This is a genomic window from Ornithinibacillus salinisoli (assembly GCF_042684965.1).
Lineage (GTDB): Bacteria > Bacillota > Bacilli > Bacillales > Amphibacillaceae > Ornithinibacillus > Ornithinibacillus salinisoli.
Genome location: NZ_JBHUMI010000046.1, coordinates 39,285 through 63,305, shown reverse-complemented (window position 1 = coordinate 63,305; position 24,021 = coordinate 39,285). Strand labels below are relative to the sequence as shown.

18 protein-coding genes and 1 pseudogene are annotated in these 24,021 nt (G+C 34.3%); 3 read left to right on the top strand and 16 right to left on the bottom strand.

Annotation, left to right across the window (positions count from 1 at the left end):
* Positions 1-88 precede the first annotated feature (88 nt).
* The 8 genes from ACFSTA_RS20625 to ACFSTA_RS20590 all read right to left on the bottom strand — a co-directional run bounded on the left by ACFSTA_RS20625 (position 89) and on the right by ACFSTA_RS20590 (position 8,038).
* Positions 89-682 (bottom strand): class I SAM-dependent methyltransferase, encoded by a 594-nt coding sequence (locus ACFSTA_RS20625; protein ID WP_377558722.1) that lies wholly within the window; start codon positions 680-682, stop codon positions 89-91.
* A 57-nt stretch (positions 683-739) separates the two neighbouring features.
* Positions 740-2,170 (bottom strand): hypothetical protein, encoded by a 1,431-nt coding sequence (locus ACFSTA_RS20620; protein ID WP_377558721.1) that lies wholly within the window; start codon positions 2,168-2,170, stop codon positions 740-742.
* 24 nt (positions 2,171-2,194) lie between these two features.
* A complete protein-coding gene (locus tag ACFSTA_RS20615; protein ID WP_377558719.1) occupies positions 2,195-3,805 on the bottom strand; it encodes a hypothetical protein in 1,611 nt (536 codons plus the stop codon).
* A gap of 26 nt (positions 3,806-3,831) precedes the next feature.
* A complete protein-coding gene (locus ACFSTA_RS20610) occupies positions 3,832-4,836 on the bottom strand; it encodes an SDR family NAD(P)-dependent oxidoreductase (RefSeq protein WP_377558772.1) in 1,005 nt (334 codons plus the stop codon).
* A 207-nt stretch (positions 4,837-5,043) separates the two neighbouring features.
* Complete coding sequence (locus ACFSTA_RS20605; protein WP_377558718.1) at positions 5,044-6,309, bottom strand: surface carbohydrate biosynthesis protein; 1,266 nt, start codon at positions 6,307-6,309, stop codon at positions 5,044-5,046.
* 83 nt (positions 6,310-6,392) lie between these two features.
* Positions 6,393-6,713 (bottom strand): hypothetical protein, encoded by a 321-nt coding sequence (locus ACFSTA_RS20600; protein WP_377558717.1) that lies wholly within the window; start codon positions 6,711-6,713, stop codon positions 6,393-6,395.
* Complete coding sequence (locus ACFSTA_RS20595) at positions 6,706-7,278, bottom strand: hypothetical protein (protein ID WP_377558716.1); 573 nt, start codon at positions 7,276-7,278, stop codon at positions 6,706-6,708. The genes ACFSTA_RS20600 and ACFSTA_RS20595 overlap by 8 nt, the downstream gene beginning before the upstream one ends.
* Before the next feature lie 67 nt (positions 7,279-7,345).
* Positions 7,346-8,038, bottom strand: coding sequence for a BMQ_0737 family morphogenetic spore coat protein (locus tag ACFSTA_RS20590; RefSeq protein WP_377558714.1), 693 nt, complete (start codon positions 8,036-8,038; stop codon positions 7,346-7,348).
* Between the two features lie 287 nt (positions 8,039-8,325).
* On the opposite strand from ACFSTA_RS20590, the gene ACFSTA_RS20585 reads away from it, so the two are divergent.
* Together ACFSTA_RS20585 and ACFSTA_RS20580 are read left to right on the top strand one after the other, a co-directional pair.
* Entirely contained in the window at positions 8,326-9,453 is a 1,128-nt protein-coding gene (locus ACFSTA_RS20585) for a hypothetical protein (RefSeq protein WP_377558713.1), read from the top strand.
* A gap of 1 nt (position 9,454) precedes the next feature.
* Complete coding sequence (locus ACFSTA_RS20580) at positions 9,455-9,868, top strand: Mov34/MPN/PAD-1 family protein (protein ID WP_377558712.1); 414 nt, start codon at positions 9,455-9,457, stop codon at positions 9,866-9,868.
* 432 nt (positions 9,869-10,300) lie between these two features.
* On the opposite strand, the gene ACFSTA_RS20575 is transcribed toward ACFSTA_RS20580, so the two are convergent.
* Entirely contained in the window at positions 10,301-10,555 is a 255-nt protein-coding gene (locus tag ACFSTA_RS20575; protein WP_377558711.1) for a holin, read from the bottom strand.
* Between the two features lie 174 nt (positions 10,556-10,729).
* Entirely contained in the window at positions 10,730-11,278 is a 549-nt protein-coding gene (locus ACFSTA_RS20570; RefSeq protein WP_377558709.1) for a CBO0543 family protein, read from the bottom strand.
* Between the two features lie 263 nt (positions 11,279-11,541).
* On the opposite strand from ACFSTA_RS20570, the gene ACFSTA_RS20565 reads away from it, so the two are divergent.
* Positions 11,542-14,640, top strand: a complete 3,099-nt coding sequence (locus ACFSTA_RS20565; RefSeq protein ID WP_377558708.1) for an ATP-binding protein — start codon at positions 11,542-11,544, stop codon at positions 14,638-14,640.
* 18 nt (positions 14,641-14,658) lie between these two features.
* Here the strand turns inward: ACFSTA_RS20565 and ACFSTA_RS20560 are convergent, their stop codons facing one another.
* The 6 genes and pseudogenes from ACFSTA_RS20560 to ACFSTA_RS20535 all read right to left on the bottom strand — a co-directional run bounded on the left by ACFSTA_RS20560 (position 14,659) and on the right by ACFSTA_RS20535 (position 24,007).
* On the bottom strand, positions 14,659-15,780 hold the full coding sequence (locus ACFSTA_RS20560) for a response regulator (RefSeq protein ID WP_377558707.1): 1,122 nt from the start codon (positions 15,778-15,780) through the stop codon (positions 14,659-14,661).
* Between the two features lie 202 nt (positions 15,781-15,982).
* Positions 15,983-19,771, bottom strand: a complete 3,789-nt coding sequence (locus ACFSTA_RS20555; protein WP_377558706.1) for a SwmB domain-containing protein — start codon at positions 19,769-19,771, stop codon at positions 15,983-15,985.
* Between the two features lie 478 nt (positions 19,772-20,249).
* Complete coding sequence (locus ACFSTA_RS20550) at positions 20,250-21,527, bottom strand: anti-sigma-I factor RsgI family protein (RefSeq protein ID WP_377558705.1); 1,278 nt, start codon at positions 21,525-21,527, stop codon at positions 20,250-20,252.
* Entirely contained in the window at positions 21,524-22,237 is a 714-nt protein-coding gene (locus ACFSTA_RS20545; RefSeq protein WP_377558704.1) for a sigma factor, read from the bottom strand. The genes ACFSTA_RS20550 and ACFSTA_RS20545 overlap by 4 nt, the downstream gene beginning before the upstream one ends.
* A gap of 885 nt (positions 22,238-23,122) precedes the next feature.
* Positions 23,123-23,455 (bottom strand): annotated as a pseudogene (locus ACFSTA_RS20540) (DUF5667 domain-containing protein); the annotation flags it as partial.
* 33 nt (positions 23,456-23,488) lie between these two features.
* Positions 23,489-24,007, bottom strand: a complete 519-nt coding sequence (locus tag ACFSTA_RS20535; RefSeq protein WP_377558703.1) for a hypothetical protein — start codon at positions 24,005-24,007, stop codon at positions 23,489-23,491.
* Positions 24,008-24,021 lie beyond the last annotated feature (14 nt).

Sequence of the window (24,021 nt, the reverse complement as noted above, 5' to 3'; positions counted from 1 at the left end):
TATTTTCTCAAACATAATAAATATGATCTTTTTCCGAAGGACCTGTACCCATCATTAATCTGCCTTACAACCTGGGCTATAACTTAGTTTAGTTCTTTTTTAGCACTCTAATTGTATAGGCTCCCAATCCTAAATCTTTATCGCACCTTGCTTCTTCTAATTGTTTCAAGCCGTATTTTTCAAATATCTTTTTATAGTTTCGGGGAAAGACACGCCAATGCTCTGCATTTTCAGCTTCAACCGTAATTACAAACGATTTTGCAATCCTTGCCATATCCTGAAAAATCCATTCACTATCTGGATGGATATGCTCTAACACAGCCATAGTAAATACGAGGTCATAATGATTAGATGGTAATTGTTTAATTACATTCTCTATCGGAGCGTGAATAATCTCAGCATTTTTATATAATGATGGGAAGGATTTTTTTAGTTCACGAATTGCCTCCTCACTTATTTCTATACCAGTCAAATGTTTATAGTTATGCTGTTTTAAATGATTTAAATTTCTTCCTGCATTACATCCAATTTCAAGTATCCTATCACTGGATATTACATATTTCTTTATATATTCCGTTAAAAATTCACTTCGTTTCACCTGATTAAGATATAATTTTGGCAAGCTTCGGTTTATCCAATAATTATGAATTTCTTCCAGTGTTTTTTTATTTTTATCAGTCATTTATACTCTTTATCCTCCTATTTTCAATTCGTAATACCTACTAAAGCATATTAAAAACTAGTTATTAATTAATTTATTTATTAATTTTTTCAATCGTTCTCCAGACGAACTCTCGGAAGGATAAGCATAGCGAATAAATTTTTCTCTCTTTTCCTTAACATTATTAGCCCAATTCAGATCATTAAAATAGTTTATTATTAACTCCCCTAACTTCTGTGGATCCGTTTGAACTAATTCATCCAAGCCATTAAAATACCCTGTGTAACTCGGTATCTTATTATCCAAAATAAAAGCTGGTTTTTGTGTTAACATTGCTTCCAAAGCTACTGTAGATGGGTAGGAAACTACACAATCTACTTTGTGAAGAATGTTATAGAGGTCGAATGATTGAGTCGAATGTACAAACGGAAACTCTTTTGTCAGTGTATGGGGGACATCATTTGGAAAGTCTTTTACTAAAATATTTAGATAATGTTGCCTAGAAAGTGTATTGATTAATATCCTCCATTGATCCACATCTCGATTCCCTCTAACAACTATTAGCAATGTTTTCTTGTTCCTATCTACACCTAATTGCTTAAAAAATTTATTCCTTGATATGGTGGGTGGTAGAAATGCTTGATCAAAACGAGGATGACCAATAATTTCAATTGATCCTTTTGGTGCTCCTCTTGCTTTAAACCAATCCTTCTCAAAATGTCCATATACAGCATCAACAGTTGCAATTTTAGGGATGTAACCCAATTCGCTACCTATAATGCCATGCTGCATACAAATAGTTGGGATTCCCCTTTCTACAGCAGCTAATGCTAGTATTCGGCTTATAAAGCTGTGTGTTGTAGATACAACAATACAGGAAGTTGGTACTTCAGTTAAAAAACGAATTGATTGTTCAATACGATTAATTGCCTCCGCTATTTTCTTTAACATGATATTTTGAAATGTTTTCTCTTGATATAAATGATGGTTTGTATAGGAATGAAAGATCGTTCTAGCCTGGCTTTGGACTTGAAGTACAGCCTCCTTTGTATGAGTAACATAATTACTTAAATATTTCGTAGGATAATGAAAATATTGTTTGTTATTCAATGCATCAACACTAGGTCTTTTATTGCTTTTACTACCGGCCATTACCATCACAGTTTGCGACCTATCAAAATAATTATTAAAAATTGTTTCAGGAAATCGAAGTATCGTATCGTAATTGATAACGACCTTTCCATGCTTCCGATCCTCTAAACTCTTTTTCTTATGCGATCGCACATATTGATTAAAAACTTCTTGTATTTCTTTTGGATCGCTCACTCGATTATTTAATTTATTACCAAACATATCTCCATATAATGCTTCCCACAATGCTGTGTTTTTTCTAATTAGGCTGGGGAAATGAATGATATAAGATAAAGAAAAACCTCTATATTTCAAACTTCGGAAGTCTTGAACAAAATCAAGGTATAATGACCAGTAGTTTTTTAAATACGTATTCATGCTGTCCCCCCTACGTACGACATACTAATATATCAATCTATTTATCCATATTCTTAACCGTGCTCCAGATTTTCTCGAATCCGGATATGCATTGGCAAGAAAATTAATCCGCTTACTTTCTGCATAACTCTTAAAATTTGGCTGTGAAAAATATTCAATTATATAATTACCTAAAACAGTTGGATCCGTTTGAACTAATTTATCTAGCCCTTCATAATAACCGGTATACCCTGCGATATCCTCTTTTAAGATAAACACGTTCTTCTTAGCAAACATTGCTTCTAACCCCACTGTAGAAGAATAGGTGACCACAGCATCGACGTATGGAAAAAGATCATACATATTATAATTTTGTGTGGAATAAACAAAGGAAAATTCTTTCGTTAAACTATGCGGGATCGAACTCGGATAATTTTTTATGAGTATATTAAGATTTATCTTTTTCGAAATCGTTTCAATTAACGTTCGCCATTTATCTTCATTTCGGGCTTCCCTTACCGCAATCATGATTGTTTTCTTATTAGGATCTAATCCTAATTTTTGATAGAACTGGCTACGAGTAAGTTTAGGACTTGAAAATATTTGATCGAATCTTGGATGTCCTATTACTTCAACAGATCCATCTGGAGCTCCAATCTTTTTATACCAGTTCTTTTCAAAATTTCCGTATACTGCATCAATAGTAGCAATCTTTGGTATATAACCAAGTTCGCTTGAAATAATCCCATGCTGCATGCAAATAGTAGGAATACCTTTTTCTGCAGCTACTAATGCTAATATACGACTACGGAAGCTATGCGTAGTAGAAACAACGACACAAGAAACACTAACTGTTTTTAAAAAGTTTCTAGTCATTTCTAAATGGTAAATGACTGTCGCGATGTTATTTAAAAACCAAGTTTGAAAATCACTACGCTTATATAAATGATGATCTTCATAAGCACGTAACATGGTCTTTGCTTTATTTTGAACCTGTGTCGTTACATTCTTTGTATCAACTGCATGAATACTCAAATGATAGAATGGTATCTTCTTTTTAGGTGGTTTTGGCTTTTTAACTTTCTTCACACTTGTATTGTTATTCGCCTTTGTTGATACTTTCTGAATTGCATTTTTTTTCGTTTTTTTTCCTTTTAGGTTAACCGTATTATCTAATAATTTTGCTTTCGCCTTATTTTTTCCTTTTAAGTTTTTAGTTTTAGATGGAACTTTCGATTTTTGCTGTTTACGTTTTTTAGCTGCCTTCCTTGCCTTTTCTATTTTGCTTTTATTACCTTTCGTCAGGAGGATTGTACGTGATGGATCAAAATAATCGGATAGTGTAGTAACTGGAAATCGAAGTAATTTGTCGTAGTGAATTACGACTTTTCCTTGCTTATTTTTCACTAATGGTCTTTGATGAGATTGCATAAACGTATTAAATACTTCCTGAAATTCTTTTTGATCATTAACCTGACGTTTTAGTTTGTTAGCAAACGTTTTATGATCTAATTCACTTAACAAACTTTCATTCTTAAGAATAAAACTTGGTAAATGACATAAATACGGTAATGAATATCCTTTATAAGTTAATTTTTCAAAGTCCTTTAAAAAATCTAGATACAAAGACCAATAATTTTTTAAAAAAGTATCCATGGTAACCTCCTATTACTGTACAGATTTTAAATTAACCCTGCTCCCTTTAACATGAAACGTAATTTATTAACGGCTAATGGATGATGACTCATCGAACTATAAGTTCCGATGTTCGCTTTTTTAGCATCACTATAGTTTATTTCCCTATCTGAACTGCCTCGAATAATATACATACTTGGTAATTCCCAAGCTGATTTCGATTCATCATATGTCATTAATTCTTCATACATCTTTTCTCCAGGTCTAAGCCCGATTACTTCTACAACAATCTCTTCGTCGTTTATTTGGTATGTTTTACTTATTTCCTCAACTAAAATATCTGCAAGATCCCCCAGCTTAATAACTGGCATTTTCAGCACAAATACTTCGCCACCCTTTGCTTCTTTTAGCGCTTTTATCGTTAATTCAGTAGCTTGATTCTCGGTCATCATAAAACGTGTCATATCCCTATCTGTTACAGTAATTTTCTTTTCCTTAAGAATTTGCTCTTTAAAAAAAGGAATAACTGAACCTCTCGAACCCATTACATTACCAAAACGTACACTTGCAAATACGGGCATTCCTTCGGATTTATTCGATTCCGCTGCTGAAACTAATCTTTCTGCTATAAGTTTTGTGGCACCATAGGTACTAGTAGGTGAAATTGCTTTATCAGAACTAGTAAATATTACTTTTTTTACATTTTGTGAAATGGAGGCTTTAATAACATTATTTGTTCCTTGAATATTTGTCCTGACAGCCTCAATTGGATTATATTCACAAGCATCCACGTGCTTCATTGCAGCTAGATGTAGTACATAATCTATATCTTGCATTGCAGCAACCAAGCTATCATATTCTCTTATATCCCCAATAATAAAACGCAGATTATCACGATTTCCTAGTTCCGTTCGAAGATATTGTTGTTTATACTCATCTCGACTAAATACTTTGATATCCTGTGGATTCTCGTTTATTATTTGTTTAACTATACTTTTTCCAATCGTTCCGGTTCCTCCGATAACCAATATTCTCTTATCTTTAAAATACACAATTATTCCTTCTTTCCTAGTAGATGATTCGTTTATTTCTAACATGAATTCACATCTTTGTTATTCCATGTTACGTTAATATATATATTAAAAAAGAGACTATTGGTTAAAGACCACGGCCTATTAAAACGAACAATAGAGAAATCGCCCTAATTGGCTAAAACATAAAAAAAACTAAGCTTTCAAGCTTAGTTTTTCCTACTACGTTTATTCTGTTTGAATGTGAAATACGTTTTTCCCTATTTCTTTAATTTTTACAATCGAATCATCATCCTCTATATGATGAAGCTTTTCAAAGAATTCCTCGATCTCAAGCTCTGTTAAAGAAAACCTACGTTTCCGCTTCTTTTTCGATTTAATTTGAGATGAGTGTATTGTCTTCGGATACTTTATTGGCTTGGAAGGTGCTAGGACAATCGTATTACACAAACGTAGAATTGCATCATAAGCAAATGTATCCTGTGACCATTCGCAATAATTAAATAAATTATCAATGCATTTAACATTATCATTAGAATTCGTATCTATACATTTTCTATTCAATTCAACTGTTAATACCTTATGAAGCTGTTCTATGTTTGTAGCCTTCTCCCCCAATTGATTTGGGAGTACATCTGCACTATCTGGAACATGGTAAGGAACATAGGAAATTACTGGTTTTCCAAGTAAATACCCCTCTATGCCCGAAGTACACCCATTGTGAATAATTGCCTTTGCTGCTAATAGCCATTTGATAATATTACCTTCGTGAATCACGTGAACATTACTATACTTAGCAAAAGTTTTACGATATGATTCAAAGTTTTCTCCTGGATGTGGCCTGATGACGATGTTTGTATACGGAAATTGTTCACACGTTGCTTTTATCATCTCTAAAAAATGATAGTATAAACTTTTTATATGCTTGAAATGCACATTATCTTTCATTCCCTTTACCGTATTATAAAGAGAAAATCTCGTATTTATTAAAATAAACTCTCCGAACCTAGTTTTAAGCTGTTCCGCTTCCTCTTGATAAATACTTCTAAATTTAGGTTTTAAAAGATCAAAGCGAGGATTACCAGTCGTATGACATTTCTCTTTATATTCAGGATATGCCTTAGTAATAACTTCCCTTTGAAATTGCCCCCAACAGTACTCCTGTCTAACGAATGTAAGCATATCTCTTCTCATTCTGTCGCGCAGGTATTTTTTATCTTTCACAAGTAAGCCTTCTTCATCTAATTCTACTATTATATGACCATTATCTTTTGCATTTGTTATTACTCTTCTACGGAATCCATGTGGATATCCTTTTGAAAAAAAAATACCTTTCGGATATTTTTCCGATGCTAATTCAACCATTATATGATCACCTATGACAACATCATAACCTTCTTTAACTGCATAATATGCTAATAATAGCTTAGCTTCCATTTCCCTTACCTTTACTTCAACAGGAAAATATATCCAACCTTTTTGTTTTTTCACCATTGTACAACCCTTCTAAAGATCTTATGCAATAAAGCCTAATTTCTAACAAATAAATATTTTCATCTCTTAGTCATCCAAAAACTCTAGTTCTTTTCTTGTAACAAATTTATTATTTCTTTAAAAACCAAGTTGTTTTCCTCAATTAGCGAATCAAGACTTTCCGATATTTCCTGTAGATCCTGTGATTTAACTTCATTCGTATTACCTTGACTGCGTTGGGTATCTAAATGCATAAGCATATAAGTCATTATCATATGAATCGTGTTATTCTCTAAAAATATAAAGCTATTATTCGTTATTTCTTTATCCTCATTGTATAGCCGTTCTGTAGACTCCTTCATATAATTATCGACTATTTTCTTTATTAGTAATTGCTGTTCCTCATTGTGATGGTTTTCATTCATCTCCATCCCCTCCTGCTTTCATATTGCCATTTATACTAATTTGGTTAAGCGCGTTGATTCCTTCATTTATTTTATCACCATATAAAAAACCATTAATTCTACCTATATATGATGAATTAGGGATCCATTTTACCTGAAAATTAGAGAAAGTTAACGTCTCTGAAGGTTCAAGCGTATGCTTTTCATTCGGTTTCAACCAAAATTCATGCTTATCCTTAGGATCGTTAAATCTTTCCCATGCCTGATTCAATCTAACTTTTTGTTTGGAATCCTTATAAAAATATTTACCTGAAAAATCGAAGGGAGATTCAGAATCGATCTTAATACAGATGTATGGGTTCACTAGAGGCTTGTTTCCTAAATTATGAATATGGAAGGAGCCAATACAAAAATTTTCACGCTCCGGTTCATGTGAGATGTTTAAAGAATATGTGAAATAGCTAATAAACGGAATACTACTCGAAACATCCATATCACTTATTAATGATTTTATTTGTTTTACATAAGAAGCATTCATTTTTTGAAGAGCGGCTACTTTTTTTCGTACATCATTGATGTTTTGCATGAAATCATTCACCTCCATAAAAAATAAAGAGAGGAGTGTTTCCTCTCTTTATCCCTATGCTGAAAGCTTATCCGTTATCACCATTATCGCCATTTCCAGCAGTATTAGGGAATACAACCGGGCATTGTTCTGGCATAGTTGGTGCTGGACATGGAGGGAATGGAAGTATATCCCTTGGTTGACAGAAGTCAGCAACGATTTCTAACGTTACATCAAAAGTAGATTGAATGCTTTGACATAAACGAACTGTAACAGTTACATCTATCTCATCGACTTCCGTTGTAGTACCTGGATCACAAACTGCTGTACATACAAAACAATCCAAATCGGTGTACGTTACATCCACGTCGGTGCCCTCTGGTGCACATAATATTACCTGCTCACATCTCGTGAATTCAACAGTTCCAACTTCAACTGTTGCCCCACCAAGATCTGGAATTAAGTCCACAAAAACAGTTACTTCAAAGTTTTTACGAATGCTCACTAACTGCAATGTAACTTCTGCACCATTGACGACAAACTCCTGATTAACACGATCCAAAATTACAATTGGATCAACCTCCGTTGGAGCAACCGCACAAGTTACTGTATCAATATCAATATCATCACACTCTAATTGATCCCCAGTAATAGGATTTAAGGGTAATTCCAAGTCACCTAGAGTTAAATCAAAGGTTGCTTCGTTAAGAATCCAGTCATATACCTTCTCTGTGTTAATACACAGGAGTTCCTGCCCTCCAGCTAAATTTTCTGCTTTCATATTGCAAACACCTCCAAATTAGTTAAATTCTTTACATTCTTAGCCTATGACGACATGATACAAATGGTTTAATTAAATAGCGGATTTATCATGATATTTAGTAAGTTGGGTGCATAACATAGTATGAAAATAATTCTTGTAAAGTATCTAAACTGTTTTCACTCCTAAAATGAACATAGATTATAAGAGGATACTTACATTCTTCAATTGATAAATGAATGTACATTTGTAACGAATTGGTATTTCATAAATAATATATTAATGTGCTGTAAAAAGGGTGAATCGTGATGTATCAGTATAAACTATATAACTCGGAAGAAATTGACAAATTAAAACGAGATCTTAATCTCTATAAGCAGAATATAAAAACTTTAAAATCAGGAGATCTTTTAGTTAAATATCTAGAAATGCAAAGGGAGTTATATGATTATAGGTTAAAATTTTCTACTCTAAAAGGAGAAATGCATGCGATGGAAGATAGATATGAGGAAAAATTAACCGGGTATGAAACACAGGCCCAAAAATTAACTTCACAAATACAAACCATTAACGATTCATTGAATCAACTGAAACTGGACGTGAATTTGATTAAGGGAGAAGTAAAAGAAATACGCTTTACAGAATTACTTGAAAAGATGAATATTGTAATTAATAAAACCGATGAGAGTCTAACAAAAGTAAAAGGAGAAATTGTTTCACAAGAAGAAAAATTCACACAATTAAAAGAACAATTGAAACAAGAAAATCCAAGGAAAACAGCTGCACCTCGACAATCAGAATATAGGCGACTACAAAATATGTTACAATCCTTCAATACAGGGCAGGCCACAAACACAAAGAATAATAGAATAACAAGTGGTAAAACAACGATGAAAAGAAACTATAATCCGAACCCACGAACCATAAAATCTATTGGGGATATTGAACATGCAACCCCAGTTAATAAAACTAAGAAGTCATTTAGAAGCTCTCAATTTGAAGTAAATAAAAATATCATTACTAAAACCACCACACCTCAAAAGACTAAAACGAATGGAGTAAAAGATGTTAACAATAGCCCTTCATTTACGATGGATAACAATAACTCAGTTCCTTCCCGAGATGATCCAATTAAAAAAAATTTAAATAATAATCCTCCGACGAATCATTCTGAAACAAATTTAAATAATAATCCTCCTACGAATCATTCTGAAACAAATATAAATAATAATCCTCCTACGGATCATTCTGAAACAAATATAAATAATAAACCAATAAATCATCCGTTACCAAATGATACCTCACCTCGAAATCCCATAACAGATAAGGTAGATGAAGAGCTGGTGCTCACAGAGGATACTAATGAGAAAAAGGATGAACAACCTAGTAAGAAAAGAGAGTTGGCATCCATTTTCTCTATTTTCAAGAAGGATTAGCATGGAATTCAATGAAATTAATTTATCACAAAGCATCTATGAAAAAATGGTAGAAAACGGAAGAGAAAAAATACCTTATGAAGCATGTGGCTTATTGTCAGGGAATGGTGATTTTGTACGATCAGTTTGGCCATTAGATAACGAAGTACGGTCTAAAAGCAGATATTTTGTCAGTGAACAAGAGGTAGACAAAGTAATCCGTAAGATTATGCAACTGGAAGAGCAGGTATTAGCAATATATCACACCCACCCTACTACAGCCCCTGTTCCTTCCAGGTTCGATTTGATCAACCATCCTGATACAAAAGTAAATATGGTTATAATATCCTACAAATTTCATACACCAATAATGAAATGGTATCATATTCAAGGAATAGACTATACAGAACGCCTTTTTTATATAAAACCATCTTAATAGCCCACTCTTCTATATGTACATCATACTATAATGCACTATAAACGAAAGGAGCTGATATATTTGAAGGCAAAAGATTTAAAGAAAAAAAGAATTAGTTCTCATAATAGCAATAAAAGGATTGTAATGAATTCCTCATCCAATAACAAAGGAACTATAAAACGTAAAGGGTGCGGCTGTGGCTGAAAGCAATACAGTCTATAGGTAATAATTCTTTCAGCAAGTAAAAGTATGTATGAACAAGTATGACAAGGCTATCAATTTAGGTGCCTTTCCCAATAGACGCGGGAAAGGCACCTATGTGGTGGCTTTTTCTTCTCGATCAGCTCTACAACATTATTGCAAAAATAAATTATTCATCATGAATGCTGTACTTGGATGGTTAGGAATCATTTAGTGTGTTTATTTCTTCTTAATACATACGCTATAATTTTATTTACTTTTACCTGTTTTCTTAACTAATTCGAATAATCCCGTTCCTGCTAATCCTGCTAATCCTCCTGCCCATAACCGTAATACTAAATCCATATCCGTAAATGGATAAGCTACAGCTCCTATACCTAAACCTACAACTAAGCTTGTAATTGGAATAATATTTTTTGGTAAAGCAAATGTTTTTTTCACAACCTCTACTAAAGCAGTTATGATAGGCAATAATACAGTAGCAAACATTAACACTTTATCCATATTTTCACCCCCTTACTATAAGATATGGTTAAGAAAGAAAGCTAGTAAAGGCACCATCCTAAGAAGGGAAAAAAGACGTTTCCGTAACAATGATACGAAACGGAAACGTCTTCTATAGGTAGATTTACCATAGTGAGGTTTTAGTGAAGTTGTGATAAGATGCTTTTAAGGTGCTCAGTATTTTTCAAAATTATTTCTTCTACTCAGCCAATAGCCAAATAAAAAGATTAAAAAGTAAATAGGAAATGAGTAAAAACTACTCCAATGAATGGCATTATAAAGACCTATGTGTTCGAATAATGGTTCACCAACAAATGCTGTTAGAGCTGCGAAAAATAACCCTTTGAAATATGGTGATATATTCGGTCTAAATTCAATTAACATTATTATAATGACTGGCAAAAGCGTACCACACCACGGTTCATAAGCAGGAATCCATGGTATTAACTCATAGTAATATATCCATAATCCCATCTGTACACCTATAAAATCAAAGAACGAAGAAATTAAGATGACATAAAATCCTACATAAAGCATTCGGTTTCTACTCTTTTTATTGTGGACTAATCCCCAAATAATCCATGGTATGACACTTAGAATCATACCTAGCCACCAATAACCAGTAAATACAACATTTTCAACCCATTCCTCTATCATAATAGACTGTATTTCTGCAACTATTCTATATAGTTCATTTGTTATTTCTATGTATTCCTGATTCATCTCTACAATATTTTCCTTTTCATTTTTATAAATTAGGATTCCTCAGTTTTTCATACCTTATTCTTTATCAGCCATTAATTCACTCCTCTAGTTATCCTAAAATATTAATCTTATCTAACTTGATTTTAATCTGAAACTATTTTATGATTATTTCGACAAAGTGTGACTTTTAATAATCTATTATACTTCTTATGACTAACATTCAAATCTACTGACTTTGCAATATGATTCAAGTAGGACAATAACAAATAAGGTTGTATAGGATGAGAAAAATCAAAACGAAAATGAAATGGAAAATATCCATCATAGTTTTTTTAGTTTTTATTACAGCAATACGGTTAACTTGGATAGATTTTGCAGGCTCCTTTAACTACTCTAAGGAGTCAGAATTCAAACAAGGTGTACTCGATTTACGCGGTTGGGAATTTTCATCCAAAAAAACTCTTGCATTAAATGGAGAGTGGGAATTTTACCCTTCATTATTGATCCCCCCTGAAGAATTTAAGACAAATGAAGAAATATTGGACGGTAAAAAACGTAACTTTAAACTCCCACAAGCTTGGGATGAGTCATTTTCACCACAAGACCAAAACTTCTTTCGCTATGGAACTTACAGACTACGGATCCTGCTTGATGATGATCAAACACAATCATTTGGATTACGGGTCGAGGAAATTAGAAATGCATCCGAAGTTTTTGTAAACGGTAAATTAGTTGGTAATTCCGGAAAAACCTCGACAAACTTGAAACATTACCAAGCACGAAATCCGCCATACACTGTGGAGGCTACACCAAATAACAACGAAATAGATGTGGTCATCCATGTTTCTAACCACACTATCCGAGGAGAAGGGGGGATCACTAAACCAATCCGCTTTGGAACGATAAAAGCTGTAAATCAATACACTTCTTTATCTATTGGACTGCAGCTTTTACTATGCGGTGTCTTTTTGTTCCATAGTTTATACGCCATTATATTGTACTTTTTAGGTATGAAAAACAAGAGTCTATACTACTTTTCCTTATTAATTCTATGTGCTATTTTCAGTGTTCTCGTTGCTGATGATAGACTATTGTTCTCATGGATCGATCTAAGCTTTGAATGGGAAAGAAATATAAGTTCCCTTTCTTATATTGGTGTCGCAGCATATTTACCACTAGTACTAAGTAACTTATTTTCTTCATATAGCAATAAAAAAATTATTTTCTGGTTTAAAGTCTTATGTGGATTATATGTCTTCATAGTTCTGTTATTACCATATCTATATGTCGAAATGATTATTCGCTTACTGCTAATAAGTGTATTTGTCTTATCAATTACAATTTCAATCTATATTCTAGTAAAAGCTATTATGCAAAAAGAAAACGTCATTTTCCTTTTGCTAGCCAGTTTAAGTATAGGGATAAATATTCTATGGACAACAATTGAAAATCACACTCCTTTGGATATGATCCATTATCCCTTTGATCTCATTATTGCCATACTTGCCTTTTCTGCATTTTGGTTTCAACGTTTTCTACAAACAACAGAAGAGACAAAGCACTTAGCAAATAAATTACAATTAGAGATAAAACGAAAAGATGAATTTTTAGTCAATACATCTCATGAACTGAGAAATCCATTACACGTCATCAGCAATATTACACACACCGTTTTAAATGATCGTGTCTCTATCCATGAAAAACATAAGGAACGTCTCGAAGTGATGAGCAGTATTAGCGGCAGAATGTCCATTATGTTAAATGATTTAGTGGATATTACTAGATTGAAAGAAAATAATATACAATTGAATTACACTAGCTTAGAAGTGCAATCTGTTATTAATGGCGTTGTTGATATGGTTAGCTTTATGTTAGAAAATAAGCCTATCCAATTACATATAAAAATGTCAGATAAATTACCTGCTGTGCATGCAGATGAGAATAGAATAATTCAAGTTCTATTCAATTTAGTACATAATGCAGTAAAATACACGGAACAAGGAACCATTACAATTCGCTGCAAAACATTAGACAAACTGGTTCAGATTGACGTGGAGGATACAGGAATAGGTATTGAAGAAAACGATATAAATCGCATTTTGCTACCTTATGAACAAGCTAGTAAGCACTCATCCCAAATAGGTGGTGGGTTCGGACTTGGGTTAAGTATTAGCAAACAATTAATAGAAATGCATGATGGAACTCTGACCGTTCGATCTATTCCAGGCAAAGGATCGGTGTTTTCATTTACACTTCCTACCTCTGAGGATTTCGTTTATGGAGAAGAAGAACAGCCCTTGCTTATTTCAAACGATCCCGTAAACCATATAGCCGCGACAACAGATTCACCTAATTTATCTGATAGGGAATCTACTAAAATAAATCCAAAAGTTTTAGCGGTCGATGATGATAATGTGAACCTGAAGGTACTGATAGATATTCTTGAACAAGATGGTTACAGCATAACTGCTGTTACTAGTGCTGAACAAGCAATCACGTACTTGGAAAAAATTCGATTTGACATTGTCATTTCAGACGTAATGATGCCAAAAATATCCGGATATGAATTAACAAAACGAATAAGAGAAAGATTTAATATTTCAGAACTTCCTGTGTTGCTTTTAACCGCGCGGACAAGTTCAGAGGATATTTTAACAGGTTTTCAAGTAGGTGCTAACGATTATGTGCAAAAGCCGGTAGATGCATTTGAATTAAAGGCAAGAGTTCGTGCCTTAACCGATATAAAATTATCTATAGAAGAGCGCATACGTATGGAAGGAGCTTGGCTACAATCACAAATTCAGCCACATTTTTTACTTAACACATTAAATTCCATCGCAGCGCTTGGAATGTCGGACTATTCGAAAATGCAAGCTCTTCTCGAAGAATTTAGTAACTATTTACGCTATAGCTTTGACTTTAAAAACTCTGACCCTGTTGTTCCTCTTGAGGACGAGCTTGCTCTCGTTCAATCGTATTTATATATTGAAAAGGAACGATTTGGTGAGCGTTTACAGGTTGAATGGGAAGTTGATACCGGTATCGATGAATATTTACCTCCATTGTCCATACAGCCGATTGTTGAAAACGCTGTTAAACATGGGGTGTTTGAACGTCAAAAGGGAGGGAAAATTTGTATTCAAATAAAAAGATACTCCGAATTCATAGAAATTTCGGTTCATGACAACGGGAAGGGTATGACAAAGGAAATTCAGGATGCAGTTATCACGGAAAACAATTTTGATAAGGAGAGTAAAGGAATAGGACTAAGAAATATTAACCGACGAATGAACCAGCTTTATGGCAGAGGAATAACCATTCATAGCAATAACGAACAGGGCACCGTTGTCTCTTTTCAAATACCAAAAAATAAGGAATGAAGGAGAAATAATCATTCCTTATTTTTCTTTTTCCCAATCTCGGTACCAATTCGTAATGGTTGAATTTGGTTTTTCATTTAATTCTTCCATCAGTATCTCTTGTAACTGTTGATAAAGAAGATGTACAGATGCGTTTTTACCTATTTTTGTGTATGCCTTCATCACTAGAAAATAGGCCTCTTCCTCTAACGGATTGTATCGGCAAATTTCTAATCCCAGCTCCATCGCTTTTTCATAAAAATGATTCGTATAATACCAATATACGAGTTTCAATGATGTTCTAATCCAAAGTAACTGCAGCCTCTGCCTCTCACTTTCTGCCCAAATGTAATCAAATCCTTGTAAGTATTTTCCTTTATATAACCCTACTGCATGTTCATAGTCTGCAATCGTCTGTTCAGTTATAGGTTGTTCCGATCGAATATATTGTTCAAACTCTTCTACATCCAATATTACATCTCTTAATGTTAGTAGATATCCTTCTGATGTATTTGTAATATGAAAATGTCGATCAAAATCAGCAAGTGTTTTACGAATATGATAAATGGCCGTGTATAATTGCGCATTGGCCTTATGAGGTTCAAGATCTGGCCAAAGTAATTCTACTAATTCAAATTTACCAACCACTTTCCCTCGATTATGGAGTAAATATAAGAATAACTGCTGAACTTTGGTTGTTCGCCAGTGAAGTGATATCGTTTGCCTTTGATGGTTCGAAAGCAATAATTGGTCAAACATACTTATTTTCAATTTTTCCGAGAACTTTCTAGTACTTGAATTATCTATTTTTTGTTTGATCCGTTGAATGGTATTTAATAAGCGTTTTTTAGAAATAGGTTTCATGACATAATCAAGTGCATTCATCTCAAATGCTTTAATGGCATAATTGTCGTAAGCTGTTACAAACACAACTCGAATACTTTGATCCATTTCCAATAGTTGTTCCGCCAACTCAATTCCATTAATCTGTGGAAGATGAATATCCAAAAAAACGATATCTATGTTATTATTTTCTATCGCTAATTTTCCCTCGTAGGGATCGGTAAACTTACCGATAACTTGAATATCTGAAATACTTACAAGCTGATGTTCTAAATAATTTAGCGATAATGGTTCATCATCAATCAGAATTGCTTTCATTTTATACTCCTCTTATAAATTTCTATTTTTCTACAAATTTTTTATATTGTAATTGTAACATTTACTTGGTCTAACTTGTCCTTTTATTTCGGTAAAAACGACTTATACCATCCCCCTACTTCTGTTTCATTAAAATAATGCTGCCGGAATAATCCGGCAGCAAGTTATAAGGTTAGCAAAACTCTATTCTATTTAATTTTTCCTATTCTGTTCTCCTACGTCTAGTTAAGAATAGAAGTGTTCCAACCAATATGAATGCAACTCCTAACAACAACCAATTATAGATGTCAGTAGCCGTCTTAGGTAAAATATTTTCTTTTGTATCTACTACTTCCAATTCTTTTAAAGCCTTTTCTAATTCAGCTAGTGCTACATCTACTTCTTCCTGTGTTGCATTAATATCTGCTAAAACTTCTTTGGCTTTATCTAATGCTTTCAGGTAAGTAGCCCAGCTTTCTTTTGTATAATCGCTTGGTTCTAAGTCATTAGTTCCGTCCACTTTTTTCTTTAAATCTTCAATATAAACAAGCTCATTATAAGCCTTTTCTAATTCAGCTTTCGCTTGATCGACCCCAGCTTGTATTGCATTCGGATCATCGATTACCTTTCTTGCTTTGTCGAGCGCATCTTTAAATTTATCCCATGAACCTATAGTGTATTTATCTTCTTGTAACTCTTGATACGTAATATCATCTTCTAGGTCAATAAGTGCTTCCTTATCAACAACAGTGAATGTATGATATTTCGTTACATCGGAACGACCTTCTTTAGAAGTTGTCACAATGACGGTGTATTCACCTGGTGCAAGTTTTTCATTTACATTGTATGTCCAAGTACCGTCAGGATTAATTGTTAATTCATCCGTATCGACAACCAATTCTTTACCATCTGGACCTATGATCGTAATTATTGCACTGTCGGCGTCTGCATCAGCTGTACCTTCAATTGTAGGCGTTGTATCATTTGTAGTACCCTCTGGATGATAAATTTGCAGGGCATGTCCAAATGGATCACCAGCTTGGAATATGAAGTCTTCTACAGCTGTTCCATTTTCCTCATCACCAACAAGATTCGAACTTCCACTTTCTTTGTTATAGAAAACTTTTACATTTTCGTCACTTGAGAGCTCTGTGCCATTAGCTAAAGTTAATTTAACTTTTTTCGTTTTGCCCTGTGTGTCTACTTCAACTAATTCCACATTCTGAACATCAACTTCAACGCCATCTACTGTAACGGTGAAACCAGCTGTTAGGTCTAATTCTCCATCAGTGAACTTCACATTTTTATCAAACTCTACTATTATTTCATCTCCACCATGCTCAAATACAGCATTTTCTGCTACTGGAGAATGTTTTTCAAGAGCTTCTCTTGCAGTTTGAAGTTCGTCTAATGCTTGATTAACTTCGTCCTGAGATGCTGTCGGGTTTACTAGAATTTCATCAGCTTTTTCCCGGGCTTTTTCAAAATCATCCCAGCCTGAACGATGTTCTTCTTCCTTAAATTCTATAACTTCATCGTATTCTGTTTGAAGATCGATTTTATCAACCACTGTGAATGCCGCAGACTTTGTAATCGTTCTTCCAGTTTCATTATTTATAGCAGTTACTTCAAACGTATAATCTCCAAAATCAAGTTCACTCTCCATAGGAACATTGTACGTCCATGTGCCATCACCATTTAACGTTACTTGCATGTCTGTAAGCACTTCGTTTCCAGTGTTGTCGTAGATTGTTAAGGTACCTTCATCAGCATCCACATGTACACTGCCAGTGAACTCAGGTGTTTGATTATCTGTATTGCCTTTAGTTGTCTCGATTTGTAACGCTGATCCGAAATCGTCTTTCGCTACAATTTCAAATGACTCATCCGCTGAACCATTTTCTTCGTCTCCGAATAGATTAGGATTTGTTTCATTCTTGGTGTATACTACTTTCACTTCTTCCGCATCACTATCTAATGGCTGGTCAACTGTTAACGTTACTTTATCACCATTAGCCACTGCATCTGTAACGGTATATTCCGTTCCATCAACGGTAACGGTGAATCCTTCGGTTGTATCTCCTGCTGTTAACACAACATCCTTATCAAAGTCAATTGTGATTTCATTTTCACCATGTTCGTAAGCTGCGGGTTCAGAGTGTACCGGTGAATGTTTTTCTAGTGCTGCTTTCGCATCTTGAAGATTTTTTAATGCTTGATCTACAGCAGCTTGATCTGGATTTACATCATTATCCATGTTATCAATCTCAGCTATTAGACCTTCCGCTTCACGTAATGCTTCTTCGAAATCATCCCATCCAGCTTGATAGTCTTCTCGGTTTAAATCATCTACTTCAGCTATATAATCTTCTAGCATTGTTTTATTTACAAAAACAAATGTAGATGTGACAGGTGGATCTGTAGCCAAAGACCCATTCGATGCCGTTGCACTGATCGTATATTCCCCCGGTTCAGTCAACCCATCAATGGCATTTATCGTCCACTCTCCGTCTGTAACAGTGGCAGTTCCTGTATACGTGTAGCCACCAGGTCCAGTTACATCAACAACTACTGTTGAACCATCCAATACATCACCAGTAATTCCTGGTGTTGGATTATAGACAACTTCATCCTCAGTAGGTGTTTCTATTGTTAATGACCGTTCTAATTCATTGTCCATTAAAACTGGTACCGTTGTTGTATTACTTACTCCACCAGTCCCATTTGTGACGGTAATGTCCACATCACGGTCACCTAATAGTTCCGTAGTTTCATACGTAACAAGTTGTCCTATTTGTTCAGCTATACTTGCTACTACTTTTCCGCTGAGGATACGAATGTTATCAATACTTAATGTTGCCCCATGAGTTGTACCATCTGTACGGTTAAAAGAGCCTGAAACGAAACGGAATCTATATGTTCCATCTGCTGGAATAACCCCAGTGTTTGTAGTCCAACCTTGTGCAGATCCTCTACCATAAAGAATTTCAGTGTGGTTACCTACTTCATCTATTAAATAACCATAAACTTCATAATCATCTCCACCGTCATTGGCTTTCCAATCAAATCCTAATTGATCACCTGCATTTACCTCAAATGGGTCACTAATAGCTTCCGCACCAAAGGAAGAAGCGATTTGCCCATCTGTTACAGCATAATCTCCGGATTTAAGTTTAGCGTTCAAGAAACCAATTTCTAAAGCTTGACTTGAAGTTTCTCCATCTTGATAAATATTCTTTACATATCTATCCAAACTACCGAATTCTGCCTCAAAGCCTTCAACATTTTGCATATCACTTGTAGATGCTGTTCCATTATAATCGACATTAGTAGTGTAGGAATACTCGCCACCTGGTCCTGTTACGGTATAGGTGCCATTCCCACTACTTACTACGCTGTCATAAGTACGACCCTGCGTTTTCTCAGCTAATTCCCCTAGCCATATTTGATCGATAGTAGTTCCATTAGGTCCAATACTTGAAGTATTTATGGTCCAATTTGGAATTGGGTTGGTTTCAGTAACCTCACCCGTATTACCCTTTTCAAAATCCCCATTTGGAAGTGGGATTGTTGAAAAATCAATTTGAAGTGATGTTCCATCTCCATTTAAGATATCATTCACTTTCGCGATGTCCTCACCTGGATCATTAAAATTTCCATTTTCATTTGTATCCAAGTAAATAACACCGTCTAAAATTTCCATTTCCTGACCACCGTCAAGTGTGTACTTCCCATTTCGAAGAACTAATTTTTCTGAAGGGTCGCTTCCACCATTAATTTGAAACTTAATATTTCCACCTGAGAATACTTCACCATCTTCTGCTGTAACTGTTAAATCAGGCGCTACAGCTACTGGTACTGCATTATCAGCAGGAACATTATCGTCATAATCAATTTCATGACCATCTGGTACAATAACATTCGCCCCAAATACAAATTGTGTTGGCATCACTGTACCAATTAGAAGCAACACAATTAAAAATACTGATATTTTTGATCTGAATCTTTTCAATCTGTCTTCACTCCTTGTCTATAATTTGATTGAATTACACATGACCCAAAGGGAACGGATTGAATACCTAATCTATCACCCCAATCTTCTCTTTTAGCCTTGTTATAAAACTATTGATCTATAACCTTTTGAATTATAATAAATAGATCTATACAAAACCTATACATGGAATAGATTCTTATATGCAAAAACACAGCTATGAAGTAACGGAACATAGTAATTAATCATCTACTGAAACACAAAATAGAAGTCTTTCCTCTGAAAAACCTGTACTATTGAATTTGTTATGAGTAAGTTAAATTTTTTATATTTATTGAGAAAGTTATCGACATTTACATGTAAATGTCGAAAAAAAAGCTAACTTTCCTGCATTAGGAAAGTTAGCTTTTAACGTGTACATATAGAATACAATTTTCAGAGTGAATGTAAATCATCTCACGCATATGAAAGCTCCCAAAAATGGGTTTCTCCATTCGTATTATGGTTTAGACTGGTCACGAGAAGGGGGATTTTCCTTTGCATTTTCATCTCTTGATTGCATGTTCTCTTCACCAGTAGGAGTCTCTTTTTCAGTGGCAGATTCTTCCTTGTTTTCTTCCTTTTCTTCTGGCTTTGATTTGTTCTCCATACCCGTTTCACTTTTTCCGGGATTAGTATCATTAGATTGTCTATTATTCGCTTCTGGCTTCTTTTGTTCTTCTTTTTCTTCTTTTTCGTCTTTGTCATTTCCACTTTCTTCATCAGGTCGATTATCTTTTTTGGGGGTTGTAATTGGCTTTGTTTCATTTTTAGGTGTTGGTTTCTTTTGATTAGATTTATTCTTCCTATCTTTTTCTTTTATAGCTTTATCATTAGGTGGTTCTTCTTTATCTTGAATGCTAGGCTTTTTATTCGGTTGATTTGTTTTTTTATTACTTTCTGATCGTGTATGATCCTGCTTTGATTCAGAATTTGGTTCATGATCTTCTCCTACAGATTTACCATGCTCTACCTCATCAGCAGGAGATCTTTTCTTATCTTCTTCGGAATTCATTTCCTGTAATTGCTTTACAGATTTTTCTTTTACTTCCTGAATATCTTGAACGATTCCTTTTTCTCTTAATGCTTGAAAATGTCTATATTTATTCATCGAAATATTCTCATGTTCAGCTTCTTCGTATAATTTCTTTGTCTCATTGAATACCTGTACATCTGCAACAATGTTATGACGTTCAAGTTGCGTTTGTAACACTTCCTTTAGTTCATTATCAATATCAGGATCAGTATCATTCGCTACCTTCACAATGGAGGTCTCAATTCTACCTTTTTCCTCTACCGTTAAATAATCATTTGCAATCGATTCAGATACAATGAGTTCAACCACCTGATAAAAATCTAGATCATCAAAATTAATCGTATCAACGATTTGTTTTCCGTCGGTATTTAAAGGGGATAGTTCTAACACGTTTAAGTTCTGATCTAAATGCGCCTCAATACTTGGATTAATATCAATGGCTGCAATATAGTGTGTCTCAGATTGATCTTGAATCATACTATTAGATAAAAAAGCAATAAACAAAATCGCCACCATTCCTATTGTAGATACAAGCTTGATGGGAATAGTATTCACTTTGGTAGAATACGTCCTTCTTTCACCTATCATTGGCATGTCATCTTCAGTTCGCAGTATGTTTTTGAATGTACCATCTTTGCAAAGAAGAACATATTCCGTCTCCGTCACTTTGGTCACGATGCCTTCAATTGTATGTTTTTTCATATTCTTACACCCCCTGGCCCGACTTGAACAAACGTTGCAAGATGTTTCCAATCCGAATGTAGCTTAATCATAATAATGGTAATCAGGTACTTTCGGTATCGCTCAATTGATTTCGATCTGTACCCTGTTCTTTTAGTAAACGCAGATACAGGAAAAACATTTTTATCTATTAAATCATCAATTAAATCTCGGTGTTTCATAAATTCAGTGGCCATTTCCATAACTTTGATTCGCGTTTTTTGATGTTTCGGGCTATGACTCTCTAACTCCTCAAAGGCAATGTTAAACTTACCTAACTTTTCATCAAGCTCTAATATTTCGTCCACGAGTGCTGAAGTTTGGTTTGTTTTTTGGTACGAATTTAATGATGCTATAATTTCAGCATGATCATGTTCTAACCCATCATTATCTGATATACGATGCACATGTCTCTTTTCTTTTCGAAAGTAGTCAATTAAATCTCGTTGAATTAATAAATATACATAATTTAAAAAGGTGCGCCCTTTTTCACTCTCGTATGTGTCTATTGCACGATTAAATGCAATAAGACCTATGCTAGTTTCATCACTACTCCAGTTCACATATCGTTTACAAATATGACCAACAGTATTTAAGATATATGGCCGATAGTGTCGAATCAATCGTTCTCTAGCAAATTCGTTGCCTTGTCTAACTTCTACTAAGGTCTCTTTTAGAATTGAAGTTTCCATGTTGCCCTCCTTGTAGAACTCTTATTAATAATCGTACTCTACTATCTACCTGAGGGTAAACCTATTTAACGAAGAATAGTACCCCCTTTTATTGGAAAAAGTGGGTACTATTGCATTCCATTTCATTATAATTGTAGTAACTATGGTGTAATTGAAGTCATTTCTTTGTGACCAACTGATGTGTGCTCTCCACCCGTATTTTGTTCTCCATGCTCAGATCTCTCCGAACCTTCCTCTTGTTTCTTACCATTAGCTGGTGTTATTTATTTTCTTCCGAAGCCGGTTCACCAATTTGAACTTTCCTCTGGTTAGCTTTTTCCGCAGCTTTACTTCTTATTTTTACTCTTCATCATCATCTTCATCTTCTTCATCTTCATCATCTTCATTATCTTCTTCTTCATCTTCATCTTCTTTTGCTTTCTCTTTGGCTTTTTCTGCTTTTTCTCGTGCTTTCTCTTGTTCTTTTTCTGCTTTTTCTTGCGCTTTCTCTAGTTTTTTCTCAGCTTTCGCTTGAGCTTTTTTTGCCTTTTCTTCAGCTTTCTTTGCCTTTTTTTCTGCTTTTTCTTGCGCCATTTCTTGTTTTTTCTCAGCCTTTGCTTGAGCTTTTTCAGCCTTTTCTTCTAATTTCTCTGCCTTTTGCTCTGCTTTCTCTTGTGCCTTTTCTTGTTCCACTTCTTCCGTTTCGGTAATTTCTACTTCTTTTTCTTCTTCAGTAGATTGTGCTTCTTCTGCTTTCTGAAGAGCTGCTAAATGTCTAAGCTCAGCCTTTTGTTGATTTTCTAATGCTTTTGCAATACCGGCCTTCGCAACTTCTGGTATATCTTCACGTTCTAGAAGGGCTTTTAGGTTTTCGGAACGTTTTTGACTATTTTCCACTATTGTTTCTTCCACTTCCGTTGTATCTTCACCTGACTCTTTTGCTTCTTCCATATCTTCTTCCAGCTGTTCCATATGCTCTTCATAATCCTCTAGTAACTCTTCTACTTTTTCTTCATTATCTTCCTCAAGAGATAATTCCGCTTCATTTAAGCGATCTTCTGCAAATTCATCTTGAAGAAGTGCCTTTTCACTATTTTCTTCCGTTAATTCATATTCTACGTCCTCTATTAATCGTGAGGTATCATAGAGATCTGAATCAGGATCAACTACTACTTCATTTTCCTCGGCATAAACATTTCCTGTAAATAATAAAACGATACTAAAAATACCTGTAGACATAATTTTTTTCATTGTAATACCACCTTTTCCATATTAAAAGAATTGTATGTTTTGTTTAAACTCTTCTATGATTGCTTGATTCGTTTCATAATCTTTAAGAGGGGTCATAAAAATAATAATTCCAGTTTGTTTCGTACCATTATTTAAATAGATATCTGTTCGAACACTATCTTTTCGATTCGTTTTTAAGGAAAGATACTGCTCTGTTTCCTCGATTGCCTCACTGTTACCGAATGACGCCTTTAATTCCCTTTTGATCTCATCTAGCGAACGTTCGTTGGAAACAGACGTTAAAATAACTTTCACTTTTCCATTTTTAAATACAATATTATTATCACGATCATCGGTATTTTCTTGCTCCTTTTTCCAGCCTGCTGTATCGACAACCTTAACCATTTCATCTTGATAAAGATAGTTTTGTTCCTCTTGCTGTTCTTCCATATCATTTCCTTCATCTAGTTGTGCCGTTTTATTTTCATCTTTTTGACACGCCCCTAATAGTAGAAGTAAAAATATACAGAAAAATAGAGTTAAGCTTGTCCTGTTTTTCAATCTGTCACCTCCAT